We start from the raw sequence: 19,272 nt of genomic DNA, 5'->3' as shown, positions 1-19,272 counted from the left end.
GGACCGGGAGGCAACCGCCGTTTGAGTCGGCTACCGCTCCCGACGCGAGCGGGCCGCGGGCGAGCTCAACTGAGGGAGACTTTCCAGGTCGTCGACCGAGCGCGTCCCCATTTCTCGATGTCGACGTCGTCTGATTTCTCCGCCAGGTGGGGGAGTCGCACGCCGACCTGTTTCGACGAGAGTCCGATCGCGTCCGCGATGTTCTTCGCCCGGAAGTACTGTTCACCACGGGCGGCACTCTCCCGGAGGTACGAGAGAATTCGTTGCTCTTCGTCGGAGTAATCGGTCATCGTCCGTACGTCCCCTAGGGCGTCGGTGCTCTTAACTGTTAACGGTCGTTTCAGTCTCGATCGCGATCGAGACGTCCCGACTCGAGTGCGATCAGTCCCAGTAGAGGTGGATGCCGACGACGGCGAGTGCGCTAAAGCACATCGCCGCGGCGAATCCCCAGGCGGCGGTAACGTCCGGAGCGCCGGTGAACATCACCAGCGCACCGATCGTCGCGACCGCGCCGAGTGCGAGCGCCAGTCCAACACCCATGTCCGTCGTTGACTCGGTTTCGGTGGCCATGTCAGGGGATTGCGTACGGGGTCTCTTAAGCGCATTCATTCAGCGTCGGCGAAACGAACGCCGGGTCGGCCACGGAAAACGACGCCGGACGCCGCTCTCGAGGGGACGGACGAGCGGCGAAACCGCGGCGATCAGAACCGGTCGGTGCGGCCGGCGGCCGACCACGGATCGGTCGGCGTCTCGCGCGGGACGCGGACGGTCCGGTGTTGCTGGGAGCGGATCCGTCCGGCGAACGACCAGCGTTTGTCGTCCCAGGTCTCCTCCCCGTCGGCCGCCGCGGCGGCGGCCGCGAGCGCCTGATCGTGGAGGTGGGCGCCGATCGCGGCCGCGATCGCCGCGGTCTCCTCGTCGTTCGCATCGTCGGGAACGTCGAGTTCGACGTCCGCGAGGAGCTCGCCCGCGTCGGCGGCCGCGGCGTCGCCCGACGTCGCCGCGGTCGCGTCGTCCGGCCCCTCCTCGAACTTGACGTTCGACTGGTTGGCGGTCATTGGTTACAGCGGGATGTTGCCGTGTTTCTTGTCGGGATTCTGTTCGCGTTTCGTCTCGAGCATCTCGAGGTCGTCGATCAGCCGCGGCCGCGTCTCCGTGGGGACGATCACGTCGTCGAGGAAGCCTTTGTCCGTTGCAGTGTACGGGTTGGCGAACTCCTCGCGGTACTCCTCGATGAGTTCGTCCCGGAGCTCGTCGGGGTTGTCGGACTCCGCGAGTTCCTCCCGATAGAGGATGTTGACCGCGCCCTGTGGTCCCATGACTGCGATCTCGGCGGTCGGCCAGGCGTAGTTGACGTCGGCGCCGAGGTTCTTCGAGGCCATGACGCAGTAGGCGCCGCCGTAGGCCTTCCGAGTGATGACCGTCAGCAGGGGGACGGTGGCTTCCGCGTACGCGTAGAGCAGTTTCGCGCCGTGGCGGATGATCCCGCGGTGTTCCTGATCGGTGCCGGGCATGTAGCCGGGGACGTCGACGAAGGTGACGATGGGGATGTTAAAGGAGTCACAGAAGCGGACGAACCGCGACCCCTTCATCGAGGAGTCGACGGTGAGCGTGCCGGCGTTGACGCGGGGCTGGTTGGCGACGAGGCCGACCGAGCGCCCGTCGAGGCGGCCGAAGCCGACGACCAGTTCCTTGGCGAAGTTCTCCGCGACCTCGAAGAACGAACCCTCGTCGACGACGCTGTCGATGACGTCGACCATGTCGTAGGGCTTCTGGGGGCTCGGCGGGACGATCGACTTCAGCTCCTCGTCCCGGCGGTCGGGGTCGTCCCACGGCTCGACGCGCGGCGGATCTTCCATGTTGTTCTGCGGGAGATAAGAGAGCAGTCGCTTGATGTCGTCTAAGGCCTGCTCTTCGCTCTCGCAGGCGAACTGGGCGACGCCGGTCTTGCCGGCGTGGGTCATCGCGCCACCGAGCTCCTCGTGGGTGACCTCCTCGCCGGTGACGGTCTTGGTGACCCCGGGCCCGGTGATGTACATGTGGCTCGTGTCCTTGACCATGAAGATGAAGTCGGTAATCGACGGCGAGTAGACCGCGCCGCCGGCGCAGGGGCCCATGATAGAGGAGATCTGGGGAACGACGCCGCTGGCTTCCTGATTGCGCCGGAAGATTTCGGTGAACCCGGCCAGACTCTTGACGCCCTCCTGAATGCGGGCGCCTGCGGAGTCGTTGAGCCCGACGACGGGAGCGCCGACCTCCATGGCCATGTCCATGACCTTGCAGATCTTCTCGGCGAAGACCTCCCCGAGCGAGCCGCCGAAGACGGTGAAGTCGTGGGCGAAGACGAAGACGGTACGTCCGTTGACCTCGCCGTAGCCCGTGACGACGCCGTCGCCGGGAATCTTCTTCTCCTCCATCCCGAACTGGCTCGTCTGGTGGGTCCGGAGCTGATCGAACTCCGTGAAGGTGCCCTCGTCGAGGAAGTAGTCGATCCGCTCCCGGGCGGTCATCTTCCCCTTGTCGTGTTGCTTTTCGATGCGGTCCTCGCCGCCGCCTAGCTCGGCTTCCTCGCGGAGGTCCTGGAGTTCGTCGATACGGTCTTCCATCGTCATTGTTGATGAACCCTCCCGCTCATTGCCCGAGGAAACGACCACATCCCCCAAAAACGTTCGGTAAATCTGAGTGATATCCCGCCGATGGTGTGCGAAATTATACCATGATTGTTCGGTTACGCGTACCGTCGGCTTCGGTGACCCGTGAACGGACGCGATCGTCGCCGCGGACTCGTTGCAGCACAAACATCTATATAGGATACCTTGTCACTATTACCCATGGTAAGGCAAGTCAATCGGAGGTGGGTACTCAGTGGGATCAGTGGTGCAGGTGCGATCGGTCTCGCCGGATGTATCGGCGACGAAGGGGCCGTCGAAGGAGGCGGCCCGGACGTCCTGAACGTCATCGGCTACCCGGAGAGCGGCATTCAGATCTTTCGGGACTTCTACGCCGACTTCGACACCGGGACGGAGATCATCGTCCCCGACGGCCTACAGGACGGCGATCTCCCCGACGAAGTCGGGAACGACATGACGAACGTCACCGGCACCGCGCCGGCGTCCCAGGGCCCGCACGAAGACGCCTTCGCAGAGCTCTACGAGGACGAGTTCGGCGAATCACCGGGCGTGTTCACCTCGCACACGTTCGACGCCGTCGCGGTGTGTACCCTCGCGAACGTCGCGGCCGGCGAGAACGACGGCCAGGCGATCCGAGATCAGATGCGCCGGGTCGCGAACCCCGGCGGCGACGAGTACGGCCCCGGCGAACTCCAGGCGGCCGCCGAAGCCGCCGCGGCCGGCAACGAGATCGCCTATCAGGGCGCTTCGAGCGCGGTCGACTTCGACGACGTCGGTGACCCCGCGGAGGCCGCCTACGACGTCTGGGAGTTCAGCGACGGTGACATCGAAACGGTCGATACGATCACGTTCGAGGGAGACGGTCCCGGCGGCGAGACGGCCGACGAGTCGCCCGGCGGGACCGGACGCGACGTGATGGTCGCGATGTTGCTCCCCGAGACGGGAGACCTCGGCGAACTCGGCACCCCGATGATCGACGCCGGCCGCCTGGCCATTCGACGGATGGAAGGGGTCGACCTCACGTTCGATCTGCAGGTCGAGGACACGGAGACCGACGAGGACACGACCCTCAGCAACGGCGGCGCGCTCATCGACGCGGGGTATCCCGCGATCGTCGGCGCCGCGTCGTCCGGCAACTCCGTCCCGCTGGTCGGCGAGACCAGCAGCGCGAGCGTCGTCCAGTGTTCGCCGGCCAGTACGGCGCTGTCCCTGTCGAACGTCGAGGACGACGGCTACTTCTTCCGGACCGCGCCGAGCGACCTGCTGCAAGGGCAGGTGATGGCGGAGGTCTCCGCGAATCGCCTCGACGCGGACCAGGTGGCCACGCTGTACGTCAACAACGACTACGGACAGCAGCTCTCGGAGCAGTACGTCGAGTCCGTCGAGAACGATCAGGGCGGCGAGGCGCTCAACGAGGTCTCGTTCGAGCCCGAACAGGGCTCGTACACCGGCGAACTCGAGTCCGCACTGGCCGAGTAGTACCGCGGCGCCGCGGTGGCCGGTCGCGACCGGACTCCGCTTTCGTCGCCCGCCGACACGCGTCGATACCACCCGACGACCGCCGAGTCGCGCGCGGATCGCGAGCTAACCGCCGAGGAACTGCTGGCGGACCTCGTCGTCGTTCAGCAGGGCCTCGCCGGCGTCCTCGTATCGGTTCGAGCCCTGAACGAGGACGTAGCCCCGGTCGCAGCGGTGCAAGGCCTCCTTCGCGTTCTGTTCGACGACCAAGACGGCGGTACCGCTGGCGTTGATCGCGTCGACGTGATCGAACATCTCGTCGACGAGGTCGGGGGCCAGGCCCGCGCTGGGTTCGTCGAGCAACAACAGGTCGGGATCGAGCATCAGCGCGCGCCCCATCGCGACCATCTGCTGTTGGCCGCCGCTCATCGAGCCCGCCTTCTGCTCCTGTCGCTCGCGGAGTACGGGGAACTGAGCGAACACGCTCTCGAGCGCCGCCTCCGGCACCTCGTCGAGGATGTACGCGCCCATCTCGAGGTTCTCGCGGACCGTCAGCGACGGGAAGACGTTGTCGTTCTGGGGAACGTAGCCGATTCCCTCGTGGATGATCTCGTCGGGCGAGCGGCCGGTGATGTCCGCTCCTTTGAACTCGACCGTCCCCCCCATGTACGTCGTCAGTCCGAAGACGGACTTCATGGCCGTCGACTTCCCGGCGCCGTTGGGGCCGACGATGACCACGTACTCGTCTTCGGTCACCTCGAGATCGACGCCGTGCAGGATCTGCAGGTCCCCGTAGCCGGCGTCGAGGTCCCTGACGTCGAGCATCGCCATCAGACCTCACCTCCGAGATAGGCCTCGATGACCCGCTCGTTCGAGGTGATCGCTTCCGGGGCGCCCTCGGCCAGCACCGACCCCTGGTGCATGACGATGACCCGCTCGCAGTTCTCCATGATGAGGTCCATGTCGTGTTCGACGATCAGGAACGTGTACCCCTCCTCGCGGAGGTCGTGGACGTGTTCGAGCAACTTCTTCTCGAGCGTGGGGTTGACGCCCGCGAACGGCTCGTCGAGCAGGAGCATCTCCGGGTCGGTCATCAACGCGCGCGCCAGTTCGAGGAGCTTCCGCTGGCCGCCCGAGAGGGTTCCCGCTTTCTCCGCCGCGAGGTGCTGAATCTCGAAGAACTCGAGGGTGTCCCACACGCGCTCTAGGAGTTCGCGCTCCTCTCGGACGACGTCCCGGCGGGTGACCGGCAACACCGATCGCCAGAGCGCTTCGCCCCGCTGGCGTTTCGCCGGCAGCATCAGGTTCTCGAGGACCGTCATATTCGCCATCTCCCGAGCGATCTGGAACGTCCGGACGAGCCCGTGTTCGGCGCACTGGTAGGGCCTGATGCCCGTGATGTCCTCCCCCTGAAACGTCACCGTTCCGGCGTCGGGTTCGTGGATCCCCGTGATGCAGTTGAACGTCGTCGACTTCCCCGCGCCGTTGGGACCGATCAGTCCGGTCATCGATCCCGACTCGACCGCGAACGTCGCGCCGTCGACGGCCGTGATCCCGCCGAAGCGCTTGACCAGACCGTCGACGGCCAACTCGACGCCGTCCGTCGGTCGATCCGGGCGCTCGCTCGTCAGGGAGTCGGTCGGTTCGGTGGTCGTATCGCTCACTGGGAATCACCCCCGTGATCGGAATCAGTTCCAGGTCCGGCTGCGGTCTCGCCTCCGGTCTCGGCGGCGGGTCGATCCGTCAGGGGGATCGCCGCCGCCGTCTCCTCCCGATGGCCGAGCAGCCCGTCGGGCCGTCGATGCATGAGGAGGACGAGCGCGACGCCCATCAACACGAACTGCAGCGTCAGGAACTCGTCGAAGGTGTACCGCAGGAACGGCGCCGGGTTCGCCGAGAGCAGCGGCCCCACGGCACCGGCGAACGTGTTCGGCGCGTCGCCGACCGTGATGACCTCCTCGATCAGGCGGCGCACGTAGCGTGGCCCCTCGAACAGCACCGCGACGAAGAGCCCGGAGCCGAGGACGCTGCCGGTGTTCGAACCGGCGCCACCGATTATCAGCGCGATCCAGATGTAGAACGTGACGTGCGGTCGGAACGCCGTCGGCGTCACGCCGGTGCGACGGAACCGCCAGAGGATGCCGGCCAGGCCCATCAGGGCACAGCCGAGCACGAACACCTTGATCTTGAATCGGTTCGTGTTCTTCCCGAGCGATTGGGCGGCCTCCTCGTCCTCGCGGATCGCTTTGAGGACGCGTCCGAACGGCGATCGACTGGTCCGCTGGATGAGCCAGTAGAACCCGATCAGGACGAGCACGAGCACGATCGAATAGGCCAGCGACCGCGCCTGCGTCGGCCCGAAGCCGAACAGGGCGTTCGTGAGGTCGACGAACGAGGAGAACGCCTCGAGCTCGAAGATGACGTTCATCGGATCGGCGTAGTTTCGAGTGAGACCGCGACCGCCGCCGGTCCCCAGTTCGGCCCCGAGGACGCTGAACTGCTGGGCCGCACCAGAGGTGAGCCCCAACCGGACGATCTCCGCGAAGGCGATCGTCGTGATCGCGAAGTAGTCGGCCCGGAGGCGCAACGCGGGGATCGCGACGACGAGGCCCGCCAGGCCGGCGGCGACGACGCCGCCGGCGATCGCGATCGGCATCGGGAGCCCGAGCCCCGGGTACTGTGCGGCGCCGGTCGGGTCGACCGGTTTCGCCAGCATCATCGTCACGTACAGCCCGATCGCCATGAATCCCGCGACACCGATGTTGAACAGGCCGGTGTACCCCCAGTGGAGGTTCAGCGCCAGCGTGACCATCCCGTAGACGGCGATCAGGTAGGTCATCCGCCGCAAGGTGTTGACGATCCCGTCGAGGGAGTAGCCGAGCGCGAGACCGATCGCCGCGTAGACGAGATAGATCGCCGCGAAGGCCGCGAGGATCTTCACGGCGTCCCGTTCCCAGAGCGCTTCCAATCGAGTCCGTTCGTCCGCCGCGTTCGCGGTCGTATTCGCGCTCATGCCGTCGTCTTCCCTCCGAAGAGTCCGGACGGTCTGATCAGCAGGACGAGGATCATCAGCAGGAACGCGGTGATCGTCGTGAAGTCGCCGCCGGGGAGCCAGATCATCGACATGTGCATGCCGACGCCGATGACCAGGCCGCCGAAGATGGCCCCGTAGATCGAGCCGATCCCGCCGAGGATCACGGCCGCGAAGATCAGCAACAACAGCAACCACCCGAACTGCCAGTCGATGGTCCCCGTCCACAACACCATGAGATAGCCCGCGGTGCCGGCGAGGCCGCCGCCGATCATCCAGGTCCACCGGATCACCCGTTCGGTCGGGATGCCGGTGACGAGGGCCAGGTCTCGGTTGTCCGACATCGCTCGCATCGCTTTCCCGAGTTTCGTCCGCTGGAGCAGGAAGTGAACGCCGAGCATCAGCGCGACCGCGGCGACGATCAACGTCGCGTCGTGGGCGCCGATCGACACGTAGCCGTCGACCAGGAGGAAATCGACGGACGGTACGCTCGCGGTCGTGCCGCGCGTGCTGCTCGAGTAGACGAACACGAGAACGTACCGGAGCGCGAACGCCACGCCGACGCTCGTGATCAGCAGCGGAATACCGCCCGAACCGCGGACCGGTTTGAAAGCCACGCGGTCGATCAGCAACACGAAAAGCGCCGTCGCGACGCCGGCCACGAGGAGGCCGGCGAGGACGGCGACCGGCGTCGCGGTGATCGCGACGTCAAGTTGCGCTCCGGAGACCTCGCGCTGAGGTGCGACGAGGACGAGCGGGCCGACGCTCGCGACGCCCCAACCGGCGACGAGGTACGTGACTCCCCACCCGAAAAACGCCCCCGTCGTCACGTAGTCCCCGTGAGCGAAGTTCGCGAAGTTGAGGATGCTGTAGGTCATCGAGAGCCCGATCCCGGCGAGCCCGATAATCAGCCCGTAGAGGATCCCTTCCGTCACGTATCGGGCGACACGTGAGATGCTGTACGTCCCGCTCGCGAGGCCGAGAATCAGGTCTCCCAGCAACGCCACGGCACCGATCCCCACGATCAGTAACAGGAGCTGCTCGGACGAGAGATTTCGACCCCGGTTGACCGCCTCATCTACTGTGGACATGCACAGGCCTCCGTACGAGTCGATACTTTCAGCGTGCCGTGTTATATGTTATGGAGGACCTTGATAATGTATGTCATCCAGGCGGCAAGCAAGGCAATTTTCTCACATAGATGTGCGTGAGAAAACGTCCGAAAAGGACCGCGGTCGGTGTTCCCCGCGACTGCCCCAGATGCAGGACTGTCGAAGTGTTCACCGACCGCCCCACGATTTATTACAGGATAGTTACTCGTTATCAGCGATGATAAACTCGGACTGCGAATGTAAGGCTTTAGGACCCCGGGGGGCAGTCGCATAACGTATGGCACAACGCGAAACATGGGCAACGAGAACAGGCTTCATCCTGGCTGCCGTCGGCAGCGCAGTCGGGCTAGGGAATATCTGGCGGTTCCCGTTCATTACGGCAGACGGGGGCGGGGCGGCGTTTCTCGTCGTCTATCTGCTGTTCGTCGCGTTCATCGGCTTCCCGGCGATTCTGGTCGAGTTCGTCGTCGGGCGCCGAACCGAACGGAACCCGGTCGGAGCGCTGCTCGAACTCGGCGGTAACGCCTGGAAGTACGTCGGCGGCGTGTTCATCGTCACCGGCTTCGTGATCCTGTCGTACTACAGCGTCGTCGCCGGCTGGTTCATCCGCTACTTTTTCGAGGGCTTCCGCGGAAGCTACGCGGACCGCCTCGCCACACACGGCGGCGAAGCGGGCGCGATGTTCGGCGAAGTATCCACGGGAATGGACGCGTTCGTTCTGCACACGGTCTTCATGGCCGTGACGATCGGCGTCGTCGCGCTCGGGATCCGACGCGGCATCGAGGTCGCGACGAAGGCGATGGTGCCGGCGATCGTCGTCCTGCTCGCCGGGCTGGCCGTCTGGGCGTTCACCCTCTCCGGGTCCGGTGCCGGCTACGAGTACTACCTCTCTCCGGACTTCAGCACCATCACGTCGAACTGGACGAACCTCCTGCCGGCGGCGGCCGGACAGGCGTTCTTCACCCTCTCGCTCGGGATGGGTGTGATGATCACCTACGCGTCCTACCTCGGCGAAGATCGGAACCTGACTAAAGACGCCGCGACGATCATCGGGTTCGACACCGGAATCGCGTTCCTGACCGGTCTAGTCGTCTTCCCCATCTTCTTCGCGGCCGGCATCACCGATCCGGGCGAGGGCGGTCCCGGTGCGATCTTCGTCTCGATGACTCAAGCGTTCGCCGACCTCTCCGGCGGGCGACTGCTCGGCCTCCTCTTCTTCGGCACCGTCGCCATCGCGGCGCTCTCGAGCGCGATTTCGCTGCTCGAGGTCGTGACGGCGTACGTCATCGACGAGAAGGGTGTCGAACGGTGGAAGGCGGCCCTCGGGATGGGCGGCGTCATCTACCTGCTCGGTATTCCGGTCACGTACGACCTGATCTTCCTCGACCTGCTGGACCTGTTCGCCGACGGCATTCTGCTGGTGTTTGGCGCGCTCGTATTGATGCTGCTCGTCGGCTGGGTCGCCCCGCAATTCGCCGTCGAGGAACTCTCGAAGGGAATCGGCGATCTCGGATCGCTCGGACAGGCGTGGATCTGGGCGGTTCGCGTCCCGATCATCGCCGTCCTCGCCGTCTCCCTGTACCTGGGGATCGTCGACTACGTCGACTTCCTCACCGGTCCGTTCTCGGAGTGGGTCAGCGCGAACCTGTAACGAGGCGTCGATCGTCCGTTCCGTTTTTTCAGGCCTCGCCGTACACCGGCACGGCTGCGCCGCTCGTTACCGACGCGCCGTCGCTACAGAGGAAGGCCATCACGTCCGCGATCTCGGCGGGGTCGACCCACGAGTCGTGATCCGCGTCAGGCATCATCTCGCGGTTCGTCGGCGTATCGATCACGCTGGGCATCACGCAGTTCGCGCGGACGGTGCCCTCGTTCTCCTCGGCCAGCGTCTCCGTCAGCAGCCGGATGCCGGCCTTCGTGATCCGGTAGGGGCCGTCGCCCTCGCCGCCCTCGAGCGAGGAGCGCGCGCTGACGCTCACGATCGAGCCCTCGCTGTCCTGGAGGTGCGGGAGCGCGTGTTTCGAGGCCAGAAACGCCGTTTTGAGGTTGATATCGACGAGCAGGTCGAACTCCTCGAGATCGGTTTCCTCGATGTGGTCGCCGCCGCGCCACGTCCCGGCGATGTTCACCAGGTGATCGATCCGGCCGTGATCGTCGACGACGGCGGTCATCAGTTCCTCGACGTCGCGCTCGTCGGTCAGATCGGCCTCGTAGAAGTGCGTCTTCGAATCGGGCTCGAGCAGGCTGTCCTCGTCGTCCGGCGCGACGACGTCGACGGCGCAGACGGTCGCGCCGGCCGTCCGGAACCGCTCGACGGCGGCGCTGCCGAGCGCGCCGCTCGCGCCCGTAACCACGGCGACGGTATCGTCGAAGTCGACGGAGTACGCTGTCGTCGGTGCCATGTCCTACCGTGCGACGGCGGGCGACGTAATAGCTCGCCCTCCGTCGGCCGGAGACGAGAAGCGGCGGCGAGGGCGTCGGTCCGATCACGCCGACATCGGCGGCAGCGCGGCCCGCTGGAACCAGAAGTCCGCGACGGCCTCGACCATCTCGGTGTACTCGATCGGATCGGTCGGCTTGGTCAGGTAGGCGTTGGCCGCGAGTTCGTAGCTCTCGTGGATGTCCTCGATGGCCTCGGAGCTGGTGAGGACGAGGACGGGAATGCGGGCGAGTTTCGGCTCCTCCTGAATCGATTCGAGGAACTCGAGGCCGCCCATCCGCGGGAGGTTCAGATCGAGGAGCACGAGGTCCGGCAGCGGGGCGGAGCCGTCGTCGCAGCGCTCCGTGAGGAACTCGACTCCCTCGTCGCCGTCGGTCGCGACGTGGATCGTCGTCTCCGTGGACAGTTGCCGGAACGCTTCCTGGGTGAGGCGGACGTCGCCGGGATTGTCCTCCACCAGGAGGATGTCGATCTGCTCGTCGCGTCGATCGTTCATGGGTCGGTTACCTCCAGCAGCGGTCTTGTCGCAGTCGGTGAGAATACGGTCGGGACACTAACGAATGCTCCTAACGGAAGTACCCGTATAACAGTACTTGCTAAAGGCTTTGGAACCTTCGCCGATTCCGTACCGACAGGAGCTGTAAGTCCCGATTCTCGCGATCGGCTCGACTGCCGGTTGGGAACGCGCGCGAGAATCGGCGACCGACTGAAACCCCTCGCCGCTCTTTCTCCCACCGAATGCGTCTGATCGCCCACCGCGGGTTCGCCGCGACCGCGGCCGAGAACACGATCCCGGCGCTCCGGTCGGCCGCCGACCGCGCGGACGCCGTCGAGTTCGACGTCCGCCGCTGTGGCTCGGGCGAACTCGTCGTCGTCCACGACGAGACGATCGACCGCGTGACCGACGGAACCGGCGCGGTCGCCGACAGCAGCCTCGCTACGCTTAGATCCCACACCGTCCTCGACTCCGGCGAGCGCATCCCGACCCTCGAGGCGGTGCTCGAAGCGCTTCCGCCGTCGGTCGAGATCAACCTCGAGCTCAAGGACGTCGGCATCGCGGCGGACGTTCTCGAGGCCGTCGACGGCGTGGAGAACCGGGTCGTCGCGACGTCATTTCTGGCGTCCGAACTGCGGACGATCCGCGAGCTCGATCCCGACCAGCCGATCGGACTGCTGGTCAGTCGGCGCCTCGAGACGCCGGTCACGACCGCCGTCGAACTCGACTGCGACGTCCTCGGCGCGAGCTACTGGCGCTGTCTCGCGACGGGCGTGGTGCCCCGGGCGAAGTCCGTCGGTCTCGAGGTTCACGCCTGGACGATCGAGCGGCGCCCCCTGGCAAAACTGCTCGAATCGCGAGGGGTCGACTGCGTCTCCGCAGACCGGCCGCTCCGTGTGTGACGACGGAGGCCACAGACCGCTCCGACTACTCGCCGACGGTCGTCACGGAAACCGTCCGCGACCGCGGTCCGTCGCACTCGACGAACAGGACCGATTGCCACGTCCCGAGCGCTAACTCGCCGTCCTCGACGGGAATCGTCACGTCGGGCCCGATCAGGGTCGCCCGCAGGTGCGAGTCCGCGTTGCCGTCTAACCGATCGTGGGCGTGGCCCTCGTCGGGGACGAGTTCCCGGAGAAACGTCTCTATGTCGCCGCGCAGCCGCGACTCGTTCTCCTGGACGACCAGTCCGGCGGTCGTGTGCTGAACGAAGACCGTCGCGGTGCCCGACTCGAGGTCGTCGGGAACGGCTGCAGCGATGCGATCGGTCACGTCGACGGTCGTCAGGCGCGCGTCGGTCTCGACGGAAAACGTCGACCGGCTCATACCCGACTCGAGGCGGGCCAGCCACCACTGTCTTGCGGTCGCGCGGCTACGCCGACGAGACGCGATCCAGCGCCCAGCTCGCCCGCTCGCGGACGTCCGGGTTCGGATCCTCGTGGGCCAGCGTCGAGAGTCGGTCCGCGGCCGCGTCGACGCGGCCGTGCCCGAGCGCGACGGCGGCGTTGGCCCGCACGCGGTCGTGGTCGTCGTCCAACCGCTCGAGCAACGGCTCCCGGACCGGCTCGAGGACCGACGTGAGCTCCGCCGTCACGCGCGCGATCGCGACGGCGGCGTTGGCCCGGGTCTCCCCGTCGTCGTGCTCGAGCGCGGTCGCGAGCTCCGGAACGGCCGGTTCGACCGCGGTGGGCGTCCGGCGGGCGACGTCGGCCAGACAGCCGACGGCGTTTCGGCGAAGGGGGACGGCGTCGTGGTCGACGAGTTCCAGCGCCGGGTCGACGAACTCGAGGGTCGGCAGCGGCGTCTCCGATCGGGCCAGTCGGCCGACCGCCGACAGCACCACCACGCCGTGACGCTCCGGATCGTCCTCGAGGGCCGCGGTGAGAACCGGGACCGCAGACTGAATCGCGCCCGGTTGCGCCGCCGAGAGCTGCTGGAAGATCTTCAGTCCCCGGCGATCGTACCCGGGGCGGCGGTCGATCACGTCGGCGATCGCGTCGGCGTGATCGACGACGGCGGAGGGCTGGTCGGCCGCGATCGTCGCGAGACAGCGAAGCAACTCGGCGGTCGCCGGCCGTTCGGGGTTCTCGACGGTGAACGCGACGATCTCGTCGGTCGACGGCGCGACGTCGGCGGTCGATTCGGTCGCGAGTTCGGCCAGACAGTAGGCGACCTCCCCGTGAAAGTCGACATCGGCGTCGCCGAGCAGCCGGCGCAGTTTCGGGACGGTCGGGAGACAGACCGCCGGGTCGTCGGCCAGCGTGTCTCGAACCGCCGCGACGGCGGCCCGCTGCTCGTCGCGGTCGTCCGTATCGAGTCGTGCGAGGACGGCCGGCAGCTCGAACGCGTCGTCGGCCCGCGGCGTTCCGACTGTCCGGCCCCCTTCCCCATCCATTGTATCCCGAGGATGTGCGATGGGGAGTAAAAGCCTTCCGAGTGTTTCGTGCCGGCGCGAAAATACGAAACGAATATCAGGCGAGCCACTCGTCCGGTTTCGTGTCGTAATCGACGTCGTCGGCGGCGAGATGGTCGACCTCCTCCCAGGGGACGTCCTCGACGGTCACCTCGTCGCCGTCGTACCGGATCAGTTTCCCGCGCTCTTCGGGTTCGGGCTCGCGGTTCCGGCGCTTGGCGACCTCGATGTCGTGGTCGTCGATCTCCTTGACGATGGTCAGCAGGTTCACCGGCCGACCCCAGAGCTCGAAGATCCGTTTCAGGGTCTCCCTGGCCTGGCCGAGATCGAGCATGACGCCGTTGTACTGGTGGCCGAGCAGCAGTTCGTTGGCGTTGTTGTAGTTGCCGTCGTAGACCGCGATCGTCGGCTTCCCGAAGTTGGTGAACTGCAGGAGCAACTTCTTCTTGACGTCCTCGGCGGCGTCGCTGGCGACGTGGAACTGGCCGGTCGCCTGCGAGTGCTCGTAGGTGAAGTAGTTGTTCTCCGTGATGAACTCCTGGGTGAGGAACTCGTCTAAGAAGGTCACGTCGTTGTGGCTCTCGCGGATGTCGAACATGCGGTCCCAGCCCGCGGCGAAGTCGACGTCCGCGAGCGCCTCCTCGACGGTCTCGTAGCGGGCGTCGTCGAAGAGGTAGCGCCCGATCTGCTCGAGGTCGTTCTGACTAACCCGGGTCAGGAACCCGCGGTTCTGGCGCTTGACCAGCGAGTAGTGACGGCGAGCCAGCCCCTCCTCGGTCAGGACCTTCCACGGATACTTCGCGACGTCGATCTCGCCATCGCGGGCGGCCTCGAGCGCCTCGCAGTCGATCCACTCGTCGGGAACCTCCTCGAGCGCGTCGAGCGTCTCCGGCGTGATCGTGTCGATCGCTTCCGGCGGCTCGAGGGTCTCGAGCACCTCGTCGAAGTCGACGACGTCCATCAGGTTCCGCCAGGAGATCCCCTCGACGCGCAGCAGGTGCTCGAGGACCTCGCGGCGGTTCGTCCGGTTCTCGACGTACTCCCAGAGCTCCATCCCGAGGCTGTAGGGGTTGAGCCCCCCCGACGCCAGGACCTTCGCCATGTGGTCGGCGTAGTTCATGAACTCGTCGTCGCCGGCGAAGGCCTCGTCGGTCATCATCGTCGACTCCCAGTAGGCGGCCCACCCCTCGTTCATCACCTTCGTCATCTTCTGGGCGGCGAAGTAGTAGGCCTCCGCGCGCATCATGTCGAGCACGTCGCGTTGCCACTCCTCCATCTCGACGGCCCGGCCGGCCTCGTCGTCGTACCGCTTGCCGTGCTCGCGGACGAACGCGAGGACGTCCTTCTGGGGCTCCTCGGGGAAGCTGATGGCCTCGTCGGCGTCCTCGAGTTTCTCGAGCCACTCGTCGTCGAAGACCTCGCCCTTCACCTCGTCGGAGAGGCCGAGTTCGTCCAGTTTCTCCGCGAGGTCGTCGTCTAAGTCGTCGGCCGGCCCGTCGACGTCGAGGCGGCGCTCGAAGACGCGGTGCTGGTCGATGTTGTCCTCCAGCGAGAGGCAGTGGTCGATCCACTTCTCGACCTCGGCGCGGTCGATCTCGGGGTCGGCCATGTACTCGTCGATCGCGCGCGCGTGGCGCTCGAGCATGGCGGCGGCGTTGACCTGATCCTCGTCGGCGCGCCCGCGGGTGAACATACCGAACCACTCGTTGTTCGCGAAGAAGTCCGAGTGGGCCTCGACGTGGGTGATGACCGCCTTCTGGTCGGCGACCGTGTTCGACTCCTGGAGGAACGCGTGGGCCGGGTTGTCGTTGTTGACGATTTCGAAGGCCTTCCCGCCGCCGTACTGGCCCTGCTTTTGCTGCTTGTCGTACTGCATGCCCCACCGCCAGTGGGGGTACCGGCTCTGGAACCCCCCGTAGGCGATGAGTTCGTTCATCTCGTCGTAGTCGATGATCCAGTACTTCACCGGGTAGGGATCGAGGCCGAGCTTCCGGGCCAGGTTCCTGGCCTCCGAAACCGGTTCCTCGAGGTCGCCGGCGATCGCCTGCTTGCGGAATCGGTCCGCGTTGGAGTTGCGTTTACTCATCTGCTTCACCTTCCGTGGAGAGGATCTCGTAGATCGCGTCGGTCACGTCGTCCTTGCTGTTGACGTAGGCCACCGCGACGTCGTCGGCGTCGGTGCCGAAGTGGCGCTCGAGTTCCTCGGCGTGGGTGGCGTTGATCGCGTTGCCGCTGGGTTGGGTCTCCACGTAGGCGTGGAGGTTCGCCGGGATCTGCTCCATCATCGGGATGACCCGCTCTTCGGTGTCGTTCGAGGAGTTCTCGGAGTCGCCCGCGGCGAACACGTAGCGGTTCCAGTCGCTCCAGGGGTACTCCTCTAACAGCTCCTGGGCGAGTTCGTAGGCGCTCGAGATCTTCGTCCCGCCGCCGCTGCGGATGCCGAAGAAGTCGTCGCGTTCGACCTCCCAGGCGTCGGCGTCGTGGGCGATGTAGACGAACTCGGCGTTGTCGTACTTGCCCTGGAGGTACCAGTCCAGTGGCGTGAAGGTCCGCTCGACGAGTTCCCGCTTCTTCTCGCGCATCGAGCCGGAGACGTCGCGGATGTTGACGACCACGACGTTCTTCTCCTTCTCCTCGATGATCTCGGGGTGGCGGTAGCGCTCGTCCTCACGGCGGAAGGGCACCTGTTTGATTCCCTCGCGGCGGATCTTCTGCTGGACGCTCTCGCGCTCGACGTTCTCCTCGACCTCCTCGATGGAGGCCCACTTCCCGCGTTCGTCTTCGGGAACGTCCTTGTAGGCTTCCTCGACCCAGGCCATCGAGACCGGGAGGTTCTCGCCGCGGGCCCACTCGAAGACCTCGCGGGGCTCGATCCCCTCGACCTTGCAGAGTTCGCGCAGGAACTCCTCGTCGAAGTCCATCGCGAGCTTGCGCTTGAGCCCCTCCTTGAACATCCGCTCGAAGTCGAGCGTGCTGTCGGGGCCCGTCCGGGTCATATCGGTGAAGGGACCTTCCTTCTCCTCGACGACCTTCTTCCCCTTCGGATCCAGATCGAGGCCGAGTTCCTCGTCGAGTTCCTCGGCGAACTCGTCGGGGTCCATCTCGTAGTACTCGTGGTCGCCGCCCTCCTCGCCGGGTTCGCCGTCCTCGCCGTCCTCGTCGCCCGGCTGGGGTTGGGGCTGGCCGACCGGCTGGCCGGGCTGGGGCGTGCCGTCCTCGCCCTGGCCGACGCCGCCCTTATCCCGTTGATCGTACTCGAACTCGGGCAGCGAGACGATCTTGACCGGGATCTGGATGTCGCTGTTGCCGCCGCCGCTCAGATCGCCGTACTGGATGAAGTCGGCCAGATCCTCGCGGCGTTGTTCGCCCACTTCGCGGAATCGCTCGAGGTCGTCTTTCAGTCCCATCTGTAACTCACCTGTCCCATGACGTGTCGGCTGGTTAGCTCGGCCGACGCCTCCGAGTAGTCGAAGAGGTCGACCATCGTCTCGATCGTTCGCTCCTTGACCGACGCCGTCTGCGTGCCGCTGGGCGGGTCGTCCCACTGGCGCGGATCGAAGTCCTCGAAGGTCCGCTGGACGTCCTCCCAGTCGTGGCTCTCGAGGACGGTCTTGATCACCGGGATCGCGGTGAGGTCGACGTCCTCGACCGAGAAGTCCTCGTTGCGGTGTTCCCACGCGTGGCGGTTCAGCGAGGTGATCACCTTCTCGCGGCGGAAGTTCCGGACGCTCTCGCGGGGGAGGTTGCCCTCGTACTCGCCCTCGGAGAACCGGCCGAGGTGTTCGATCTCGAAGAGCTTCATCTTCAGCGGATCCGGCTCGACGCGCTCGCCGCGGTCGTTGTACAGCGGCTCCTCGGTCTCCCAGGCGTAGACGTGTTCGACGTACTCGGCGACGGTCTCCTCGTCGACCCGCTTGTCGTGCATGATCGCCTCGATGACGTCGCTCTCCTGCTGGTCGAAGAGGTAGTTTTTCACGGGCACGATTCGGTTCTCGAACTCCGAGCGCTCGCCCGTCGAGAAGACGGGGGCGTCGGCCAGTCCTTCGGCCATCGCGTTCAGGACGTCCCGGGGCATGACGACGTTCTCGACCGGCAGGTCGGGGTGATGGCGGTCCCGCTCGGCCTGGAGCAGTTCGGCGAGGGTGTCCCGCGTGTAGGTCACCGGGATGCCGTGTTCGCCGTCGTGGGCCTCGCCGTCGAAGTCGAAGTCGTCCTTCTCGCGCCGGGAGTCGCCCTCCTGGAGGTAGCCCTGGTCGTAGATCAGGGCCTTGTCGACGAGGTCCAGCCCGTTGGGGAGGTTCTCCTCGTCGAGGCGCGTGACGACCGCGTAGAGGGCGGCCGCCTCGATCGCGTGGGGCGCGAACTCCCGCGCGTGCGTCTCGCCGTCCTGATCTCTGATCGTCACCGACACCGGTTCGCGGATCCGCTCCTCGAGTTCGTCGTAGCTCTCGGCCTCCCAGACCGAGGTCTCGTTGGTCAGTTCGCGCCGGATGAGCTCGCACTCCAGCGAGAGGTTCGTCAGGTAGCCGAACTGGTGTTTGTCCAGCCGGCGTTTGAGGGCTTTCAGGGGGTCCATGCCGTTGCGGTCGGAGTGCTGGTTGAGCTGGGCCTCGAGGTCGGGGTTCGAGATGATCAACAGCTGGGAGTCGACGTCCATGCCGATCCCCTTGTCCAGCTTGACGGACTGCTCGTCGGGGACGTTCAGCAGCTTCTGCAGGAGGTCGGCGTGTTGGGCCGCGTCCTCGACGATCGTGAGGACGCCGTTGCCCTGCGAGAGCACGCCGTCGTAGCTGAACGCCTGCGGGTTCTTGCGCCCGCGCGAGTCCAGTTCCTGGAGCATGCCGTGCATCCAGGAGCCGACGAGCCGTTCCTTCGGTCGGCCCTCGTCCTCCGAGTGGAGGACGCCGACGCCCTGGCCGACGTCGACGACGTAGTTCTTCACGCGGAGGTGGGCGTCGTCGGTGATCGCCGAGAACAGTTCCTCCTCGCCCTCCCGGCGGTAGCGCTCTTCTAAGAAATCGTAGGCCTCTCGGGAGAAGGGGTCGAGTTCCGCGTCGACCTGGACGGGGACGTGGTCGTCGAGTTCGGCGTTCAAGTCCTCGAGCAACCGCTCGCGGACGTCCTGGGGGAACACCGACAGCGGGTGAGTCTGGACGGGGCTCTCGTACCAGTGCTGGTCGTCCGTCGCGGTCGGATCGCCGGTGCCGTAGCTCAGCCCGCGGTCGTCGGCCTCGGCGGTCGTGACGTTCCACTCGACCGTGTAGCGCCGTCCCTCGGGGGTCTTCGAGTACTCGCGCAGCCCGTTGACCAGACAGCGCTTGAGTTCGGACTTGCCCGTCGCCGTGGGCCCCTCGAACCAGATGATCTTCTCGTCTTTCGCCCGCCCCGCCGCGATCGAGCGGAGGTCGTCGACGAACCCGTTGAGGACCTCGGTGTTACCGAGGATGGCGTGTTCGCCGTCGTTGTGCGGATCGTCGAAGAAGCGGTAGCGCTCCTTCTCCTCGCCCTCCTCGACGACGGTTCGGGTGCCGGCGGCCTCGATCGCCTCGAGCAGGTACTTCGAGGCGTGGGAGGCGATCGTCGGGTTCTCGAAGATCCGATCGACGTAGGTCGCGAGGTCCATCGGCTCCTCGTAGGTCTCCTCTAAGGTCCGATCGGCCTCGGTGACGTAGTCGTCGCCCGTCATGTTAGT

The 19,272-nt window shown here is 66.0% G+C and carries 18 protein-coding genes; 3 read left to right on the top strand and 15 right to left on the bottom strand.

Annotated features, from left to right (window positions below):
* Positions 1 to 65 precede the first annotated feature (65 nt).
* The 4 genes from HTZ84_RS07555 to HTZ84_RS07540 form a co-directional block, all read right to left on the bottom strand.
* On the bottom strand, positions 66 to 290 hold the full coding sequence (locus HTZ84_RS07555; RefSeq protein ID WP_008895392.1) for a DUF7123 family protein: 225 nt from the start codon (positions 288 to 290) through the stop codon (positions 66 to 68).
* A gap of 91 nt (positions 291 to 381) precedes the next feature.
* A complete protein-coding gene (locus HTZ84_RS07550; protein WP_174680108.1) occupies positions 382 to 570 on the bottom strand; it encodes a DUF7525 family protein in 189 nt (62 codons plus the stop codon).
* Positions 571 to 701: 131 nt separating this feature from the next.
* Entirely contained in the window at positions 702 to 1,058 is a 357-nt protein-coding gene (locus HTZ84_RS07545) for a hypothetical protein (RefSeq protein WP_174680107.1), read from the bottom strand.
* A 3-nt stretch (positions 1,059 to 1,061) separates the two neighbouring features.
* On the bottom strand, positions 1,062 to 2,606 hold the full coding sequence (locus HTZ84_RS07540) for an acyl-CoA carboxylase subunit beta (RefSeq protein ID WP_174682550.1): 1,545 nt from the start codon (positions 2,604 to 2,606) through the stop codon (positions 1,062 to 1,064).
* A gap of 225 nt (positions 2,607 to 2,831) precedes the next feature.
* Here HTZ84_RS07540 and HTZ84_RS07535 point away from each other — a divergent pair, with 225 nt between their 5' ends.
* Positions 2,832 to 4,109 (top strand): ABC transporter substrate-binding protein, encoded by a 1,278-nt coding sequence (locus tag HTZ84_RS07535; RefSeq protein ID WP_174680106.1) that lies wholly within the window; start codon positions 2,832 to 2,834, stop codon positions 4,107 to 4,109.
* 105 nt (positions 4,110 to 4,214) lie between these two features.
* On the opposite strand, the gene HTZ84_RS07530 is transcribed toward HTZ84_RS07535, so the two are convergent.
* From HTZ84_RS07530 to HTZ84_RS07515, 4 genes are read right to left on the bottom strand one after another with little or no spacing between them, the layout of a single operon-like run.
* Positions 4,215 to 4,919: an ABC transporter ATP-binding protein gene (locus HTZ84_RS07530; protein WP_174680105.1), complete on the bottom strand. Its 705-nt coding sequence runs from the start codon at positions 4,917 to 4,919 to the stop codon at positions 4,215 to 4,217.
* Positions 4,919 to 5,719 carry an ABC transporter ATP-binding protein gene (locus tag HTZ84_RS07525; RefSeq protein ID WP_217468324.1) on the bottom strand — a complete coding sequence of 267 codons (801 nt, stop codon included), beginning with the start codon at positions 5,717 to 5,719 and terminating at the stop codon, positions 4,919 to 4,921. The genes HTZ84_RS07530 and HTZ84_RS07525 overlap by 1 nt, the downstream gene beginning before the upstream one ends.
* A 29-nt stretch (positions 5,720 to 5,748) precedes the next feature.
* A complete protein-coding gene (locus tag HTZ84_RS07520; protein ID WP_174680103.1) occupies positions 5,749 to 7,101 on the bottom strand; it encodes a branched-chain amino acid ABC transporter permease in 1,353 nt (450 codons plus the stop codon).
* Positions 7,098 to 8,210 carry a branched-chain amino acid ABC transporter permease gene (locus HTZ84_RS07515; RefSeq protein ID WP_174680102.1) on the bottom strand — a complete coding sequence of 371 codons (1,113 nt, stop codon included), beginning with the start codon at positions 8,208 to 8,210 and terminating at the stop codon, positions 7,098 to 7,100. Before HTZ84_RS07515 ends, HTZ84_RS07520 begins: the two co-directional genes overlap by 4 nt.
* 298 nt (positions 8,211 to 8,508) lie before the next feature.
* On the opposite strand from HTZ84_RS07515, the gene HTZ84_RS07510 reads away from it, so the two are divergent.
* On the top strand, positions 8,509 to 9,882 hold the full coding sequence (locus HTZ84_RS07510) for a sodium-dependent transporter (protein WP_174680101.1): 1,374 nt from the start codon (positions 8,509 to 8,511) through the stop codon (positions 9,880 to 9,882).
* Between the two features lie 28 nt (positions 9,883 to 9,910).
* Here the strand turns inward: HTZ84_RS07510 and HTZ84_RS07505 are convergent, their stop codons facing one another.
* Together HTZ84_RS07505 and HTZ84_RS07500 are read right to left on the bottom strand one after the other, a co-directional pair.
* Positions 9,911 to 10,633: an SDR family oxidoreductase gene (locus tag HTZ84_RS07505; protein WP_174680100.1), complete on the bottom strand. Its 723-nt coding sequence runs from the start codon at positions 10,631 to 10,633 to the stop codon at positions 9,911 to 9,913.
* An 84-nt stretch (positions 10,634 to 10,717) separates the two neighbouring features.
* A complete protein-coding gene (locus HTZ84_RS07500) occupies positions 10,718 to 11,167 on the bottom strand; it encodes a response regulator (RefSeq protein ID WP_174680099.1) in 450 nt (149 codons plus the stop codon).
* A 242-nt stretch (positions 11,168 to 11,409) separates the two neighbouring features.
* Between HTZ84_RS07500 and HTZ84_RS07495 the strand changes: the two genes are divergently transcribed.
* On the top strand, positions 11,410 to 12,069 hold the full coding sequence (locus HTZ84_RS07495; protein ID WP_174680098.1) for a glycerophosphodiester phosphodiesterase: 660 nt from the start codon (positions 11,410 to 11,412) through the stop codon (positions 12,067 to 12,069).
* Positions 12,070 to 12,094: 25 nt separating this feature from the next.
* Here HTZ84_RS07495 and HTZ84_RS07490 read toward each other — a convergent pair whose 3' ends face one another.
* The 5 genes from HTZ84_RS07490 to HTZ84_RS07470 all read right to left on the bottom strand — a co-directional run bounded on the left by HTZ84_RS07490 (position 12,095) and on the right by HTZ84_RS07470 (position 19,266).
* Complete coding sequence (locus HTZ84_RS07490) at positions 12,095 to 12,493, bottom strand: secondary thiamine-phosphate synthase enzyme YjbQ (RefSeq protein ID WP_174680097.1); 399 nt, start codon at positions 12,491 to 12,493, stop codon at positions 12,095 to 12,097.
* A 46-nt stretch (positions 12,494 to 12,539) separates the two neighbouring features.
* On the bottom strand, positions 12,540 to 13,562 hold the full coding sequence (locus tag HTZ84_RS07485) for a HEAT repeat domain-containing protein (protein WP_174680096.1): 1,023 nt from the start codon (positions 13,560 to 13,562) through the stop codon (positions 12,540 to 12,542).
* A 76-nt stretch (positions 13,563 to 13,638) separates the two neighbouring features.
* A complete protein-coding gene (locus tag HTZ84_RS07480) occupies positions 13,639 to 15,666 on the bottom strand; it encodes a SpoVR family protein (RefSeq protein ID WP_174680095.1) in 2,028 nt (675 codons plus the stop codon).
* On the bottom strand, positions 15,659 to 16,987 hold the full coding sequence (locus tag HTZ84_RS07475) for a YeaH/YhbH family protein (RefSeq protein ID WP_174680094.1): 1,329 nt from the start codon (positions 16,985 to 16,987) through the stop codon (positions 15,659 to 15,661). The genes HTZ84_RS07480 and HTZ84_RS07475 overlap by 8 nt, the downstream gene beginning before the upstream one ends.
* Complete coding sequence (locus tag HTZ84_RS07470; RefSeq protein WP_174680093.1) at positions 16,978 to 19,266, bottom strand: PrkA family serine protein kinase; 2,289 nt, start codon at positions 19,264 to 19,266, stop codon at positions 16,978 to 16,980. Before HTZ84_RS07470 ends, HTZ84_RS07475 begins: the two co-directional genes overlap by 10 nt.
* Between the last annotated feature and the right edge of the window lie 6 nt (positions 19,267 to 19,272).

Source organism: Haloterrigena gelatinilytica (genome assembly GCF_013342145.1).
Taxonomy (GTDB): Archaea; Halobacteriota; Halobacteria; order Halobacteriales; family Natrialbaceae; genus Haloterrigena; species Haloterrigena gelatinilytica.
Note: the sequence above shows the minus strand (reverse complement) of the source record. Positions and strands in the feature narration are given on the sequence as shown.

Bases quoted from the DNA above. Each gene is read 5' to 3' on its own strand.
- HTZ84_RS07470 (WP_174680093.1), bottom strand. From the start codon at position 19,266: ATGACGGGCGACGACTACGTCACCGAGGCCGATCGGACCTTAGAGGAG.
- HTZ84_RS07540 (WP_174682550.1), bottom strand. From the start codon at position 2,606: ATGGAAGACCGTATCGACGAACTCCAGGACCTCCGCGAGGAAGCCGAG.
- HTZ84_RS07550 (WP_174680108.1), bottom strand. From the start codon at position 570: ATGGCCACCGAAACCGAGTCAACGACGGACATGGGTGTTGGACTGGCG.
- HTZ84_RS07515 (WP_174680102.1), bottom strand. From the start codon at position 8,210: ATGTCCACAGTAGATGAGGCGGTCAACCGGGGTCGAAATCTCTCGTCC.
- HTZ84_RS07495 (WP_174680098.1), top strand. From the start codon at position 11,410: ATGCGTCTGATCGCCCACCGCGGGTTCGCCGCGACCGCGGCCGAGAAC.
- HTZ84_RS07545 (WP_174680107.1), bottom strand. From the start codon at position 1,058: ATGACCGCCAACCAGTCGAACGTCAAGTTCGAGGAGGGGCCGGACGAC.
- HTZ84_RS07490 (WP_174680097.1), bottom strand. From the start codon at position 12,493: ATGAGCCGGTCGACGTTTTCCGTCGAGACCGACGCGCGCCTGACGACC.
- HTZ84_RS07505 (WP_174680100.1), bottom strand. From the start codon at position 10,633: ATGGCACCGACGACAGCGTACTCCGTCGACTTCGACGATACCGTCGCC.
- HTZ84_RS07480 (WP_174680095.1), bottom strand. From the start codon at position 15,666: ATGAGTAAACGCAACTCCAACGCGGACCGATTCCGCAAGCAGGCGATC.
- HTZ84_RS07555 (WP_008895392.1), bottom strand. From the start codon at position 290: ATGACCGATTACTCCGACGAAGAGCAACGAATTCTCTCGTACCTCCGG.
- HTZ84_RS07535 (WP_174680106.1), top strand. From the start codon at position 2,832: ATGGTAAGGCAAGTCAATCGGAGGTGGGTACTCAGTGGGATCAGTGGT.
- HTZ84_RS07530 (WP_174680105.1), bottom strand. From the start codon at position 4,919: ATGGCGATGCTCGACGTCAGGGACCTCGACGCCGGCTACGGGGACCTG.
- HTZ84_RS07510 (WP_174680101.1), top strand. From the start codon at position 8,509: ATGGCACAACGCGAAACATGGGCAACGAGAACAGGCTTCATCCTGGCT.
- HTZ84_RS07475 (WP_174680094.1), bottom strand. From the start codon at position 16,987: ATGGGACTGAAAGACGACCTCGAGCGATTCCGCGAAGTGGGCGAACAA.
- HTZ84_RS07485 (WP_174680096.1), bottom strand. From the start codon at position 13,562: ATGGATGGGGAAGGGGGCCGGACAGTCGGAACGCCGCGGGCCGACGAC.
- HTZ84_RS07520 (WP_174680103.1), bottom strand. From the start codon at position 7,101: ATGAGCGCGAATACGACCGCGAACGCGGCGGACGAACGGACTCGATTG.
- HTZ84_RS07500 (WP_174680099.1), bottom strand. From the start codon at position 11,167: ATGAACGATCGACGCGACGAGCAGATCGACATCCTCCTGGTGGAGGAC.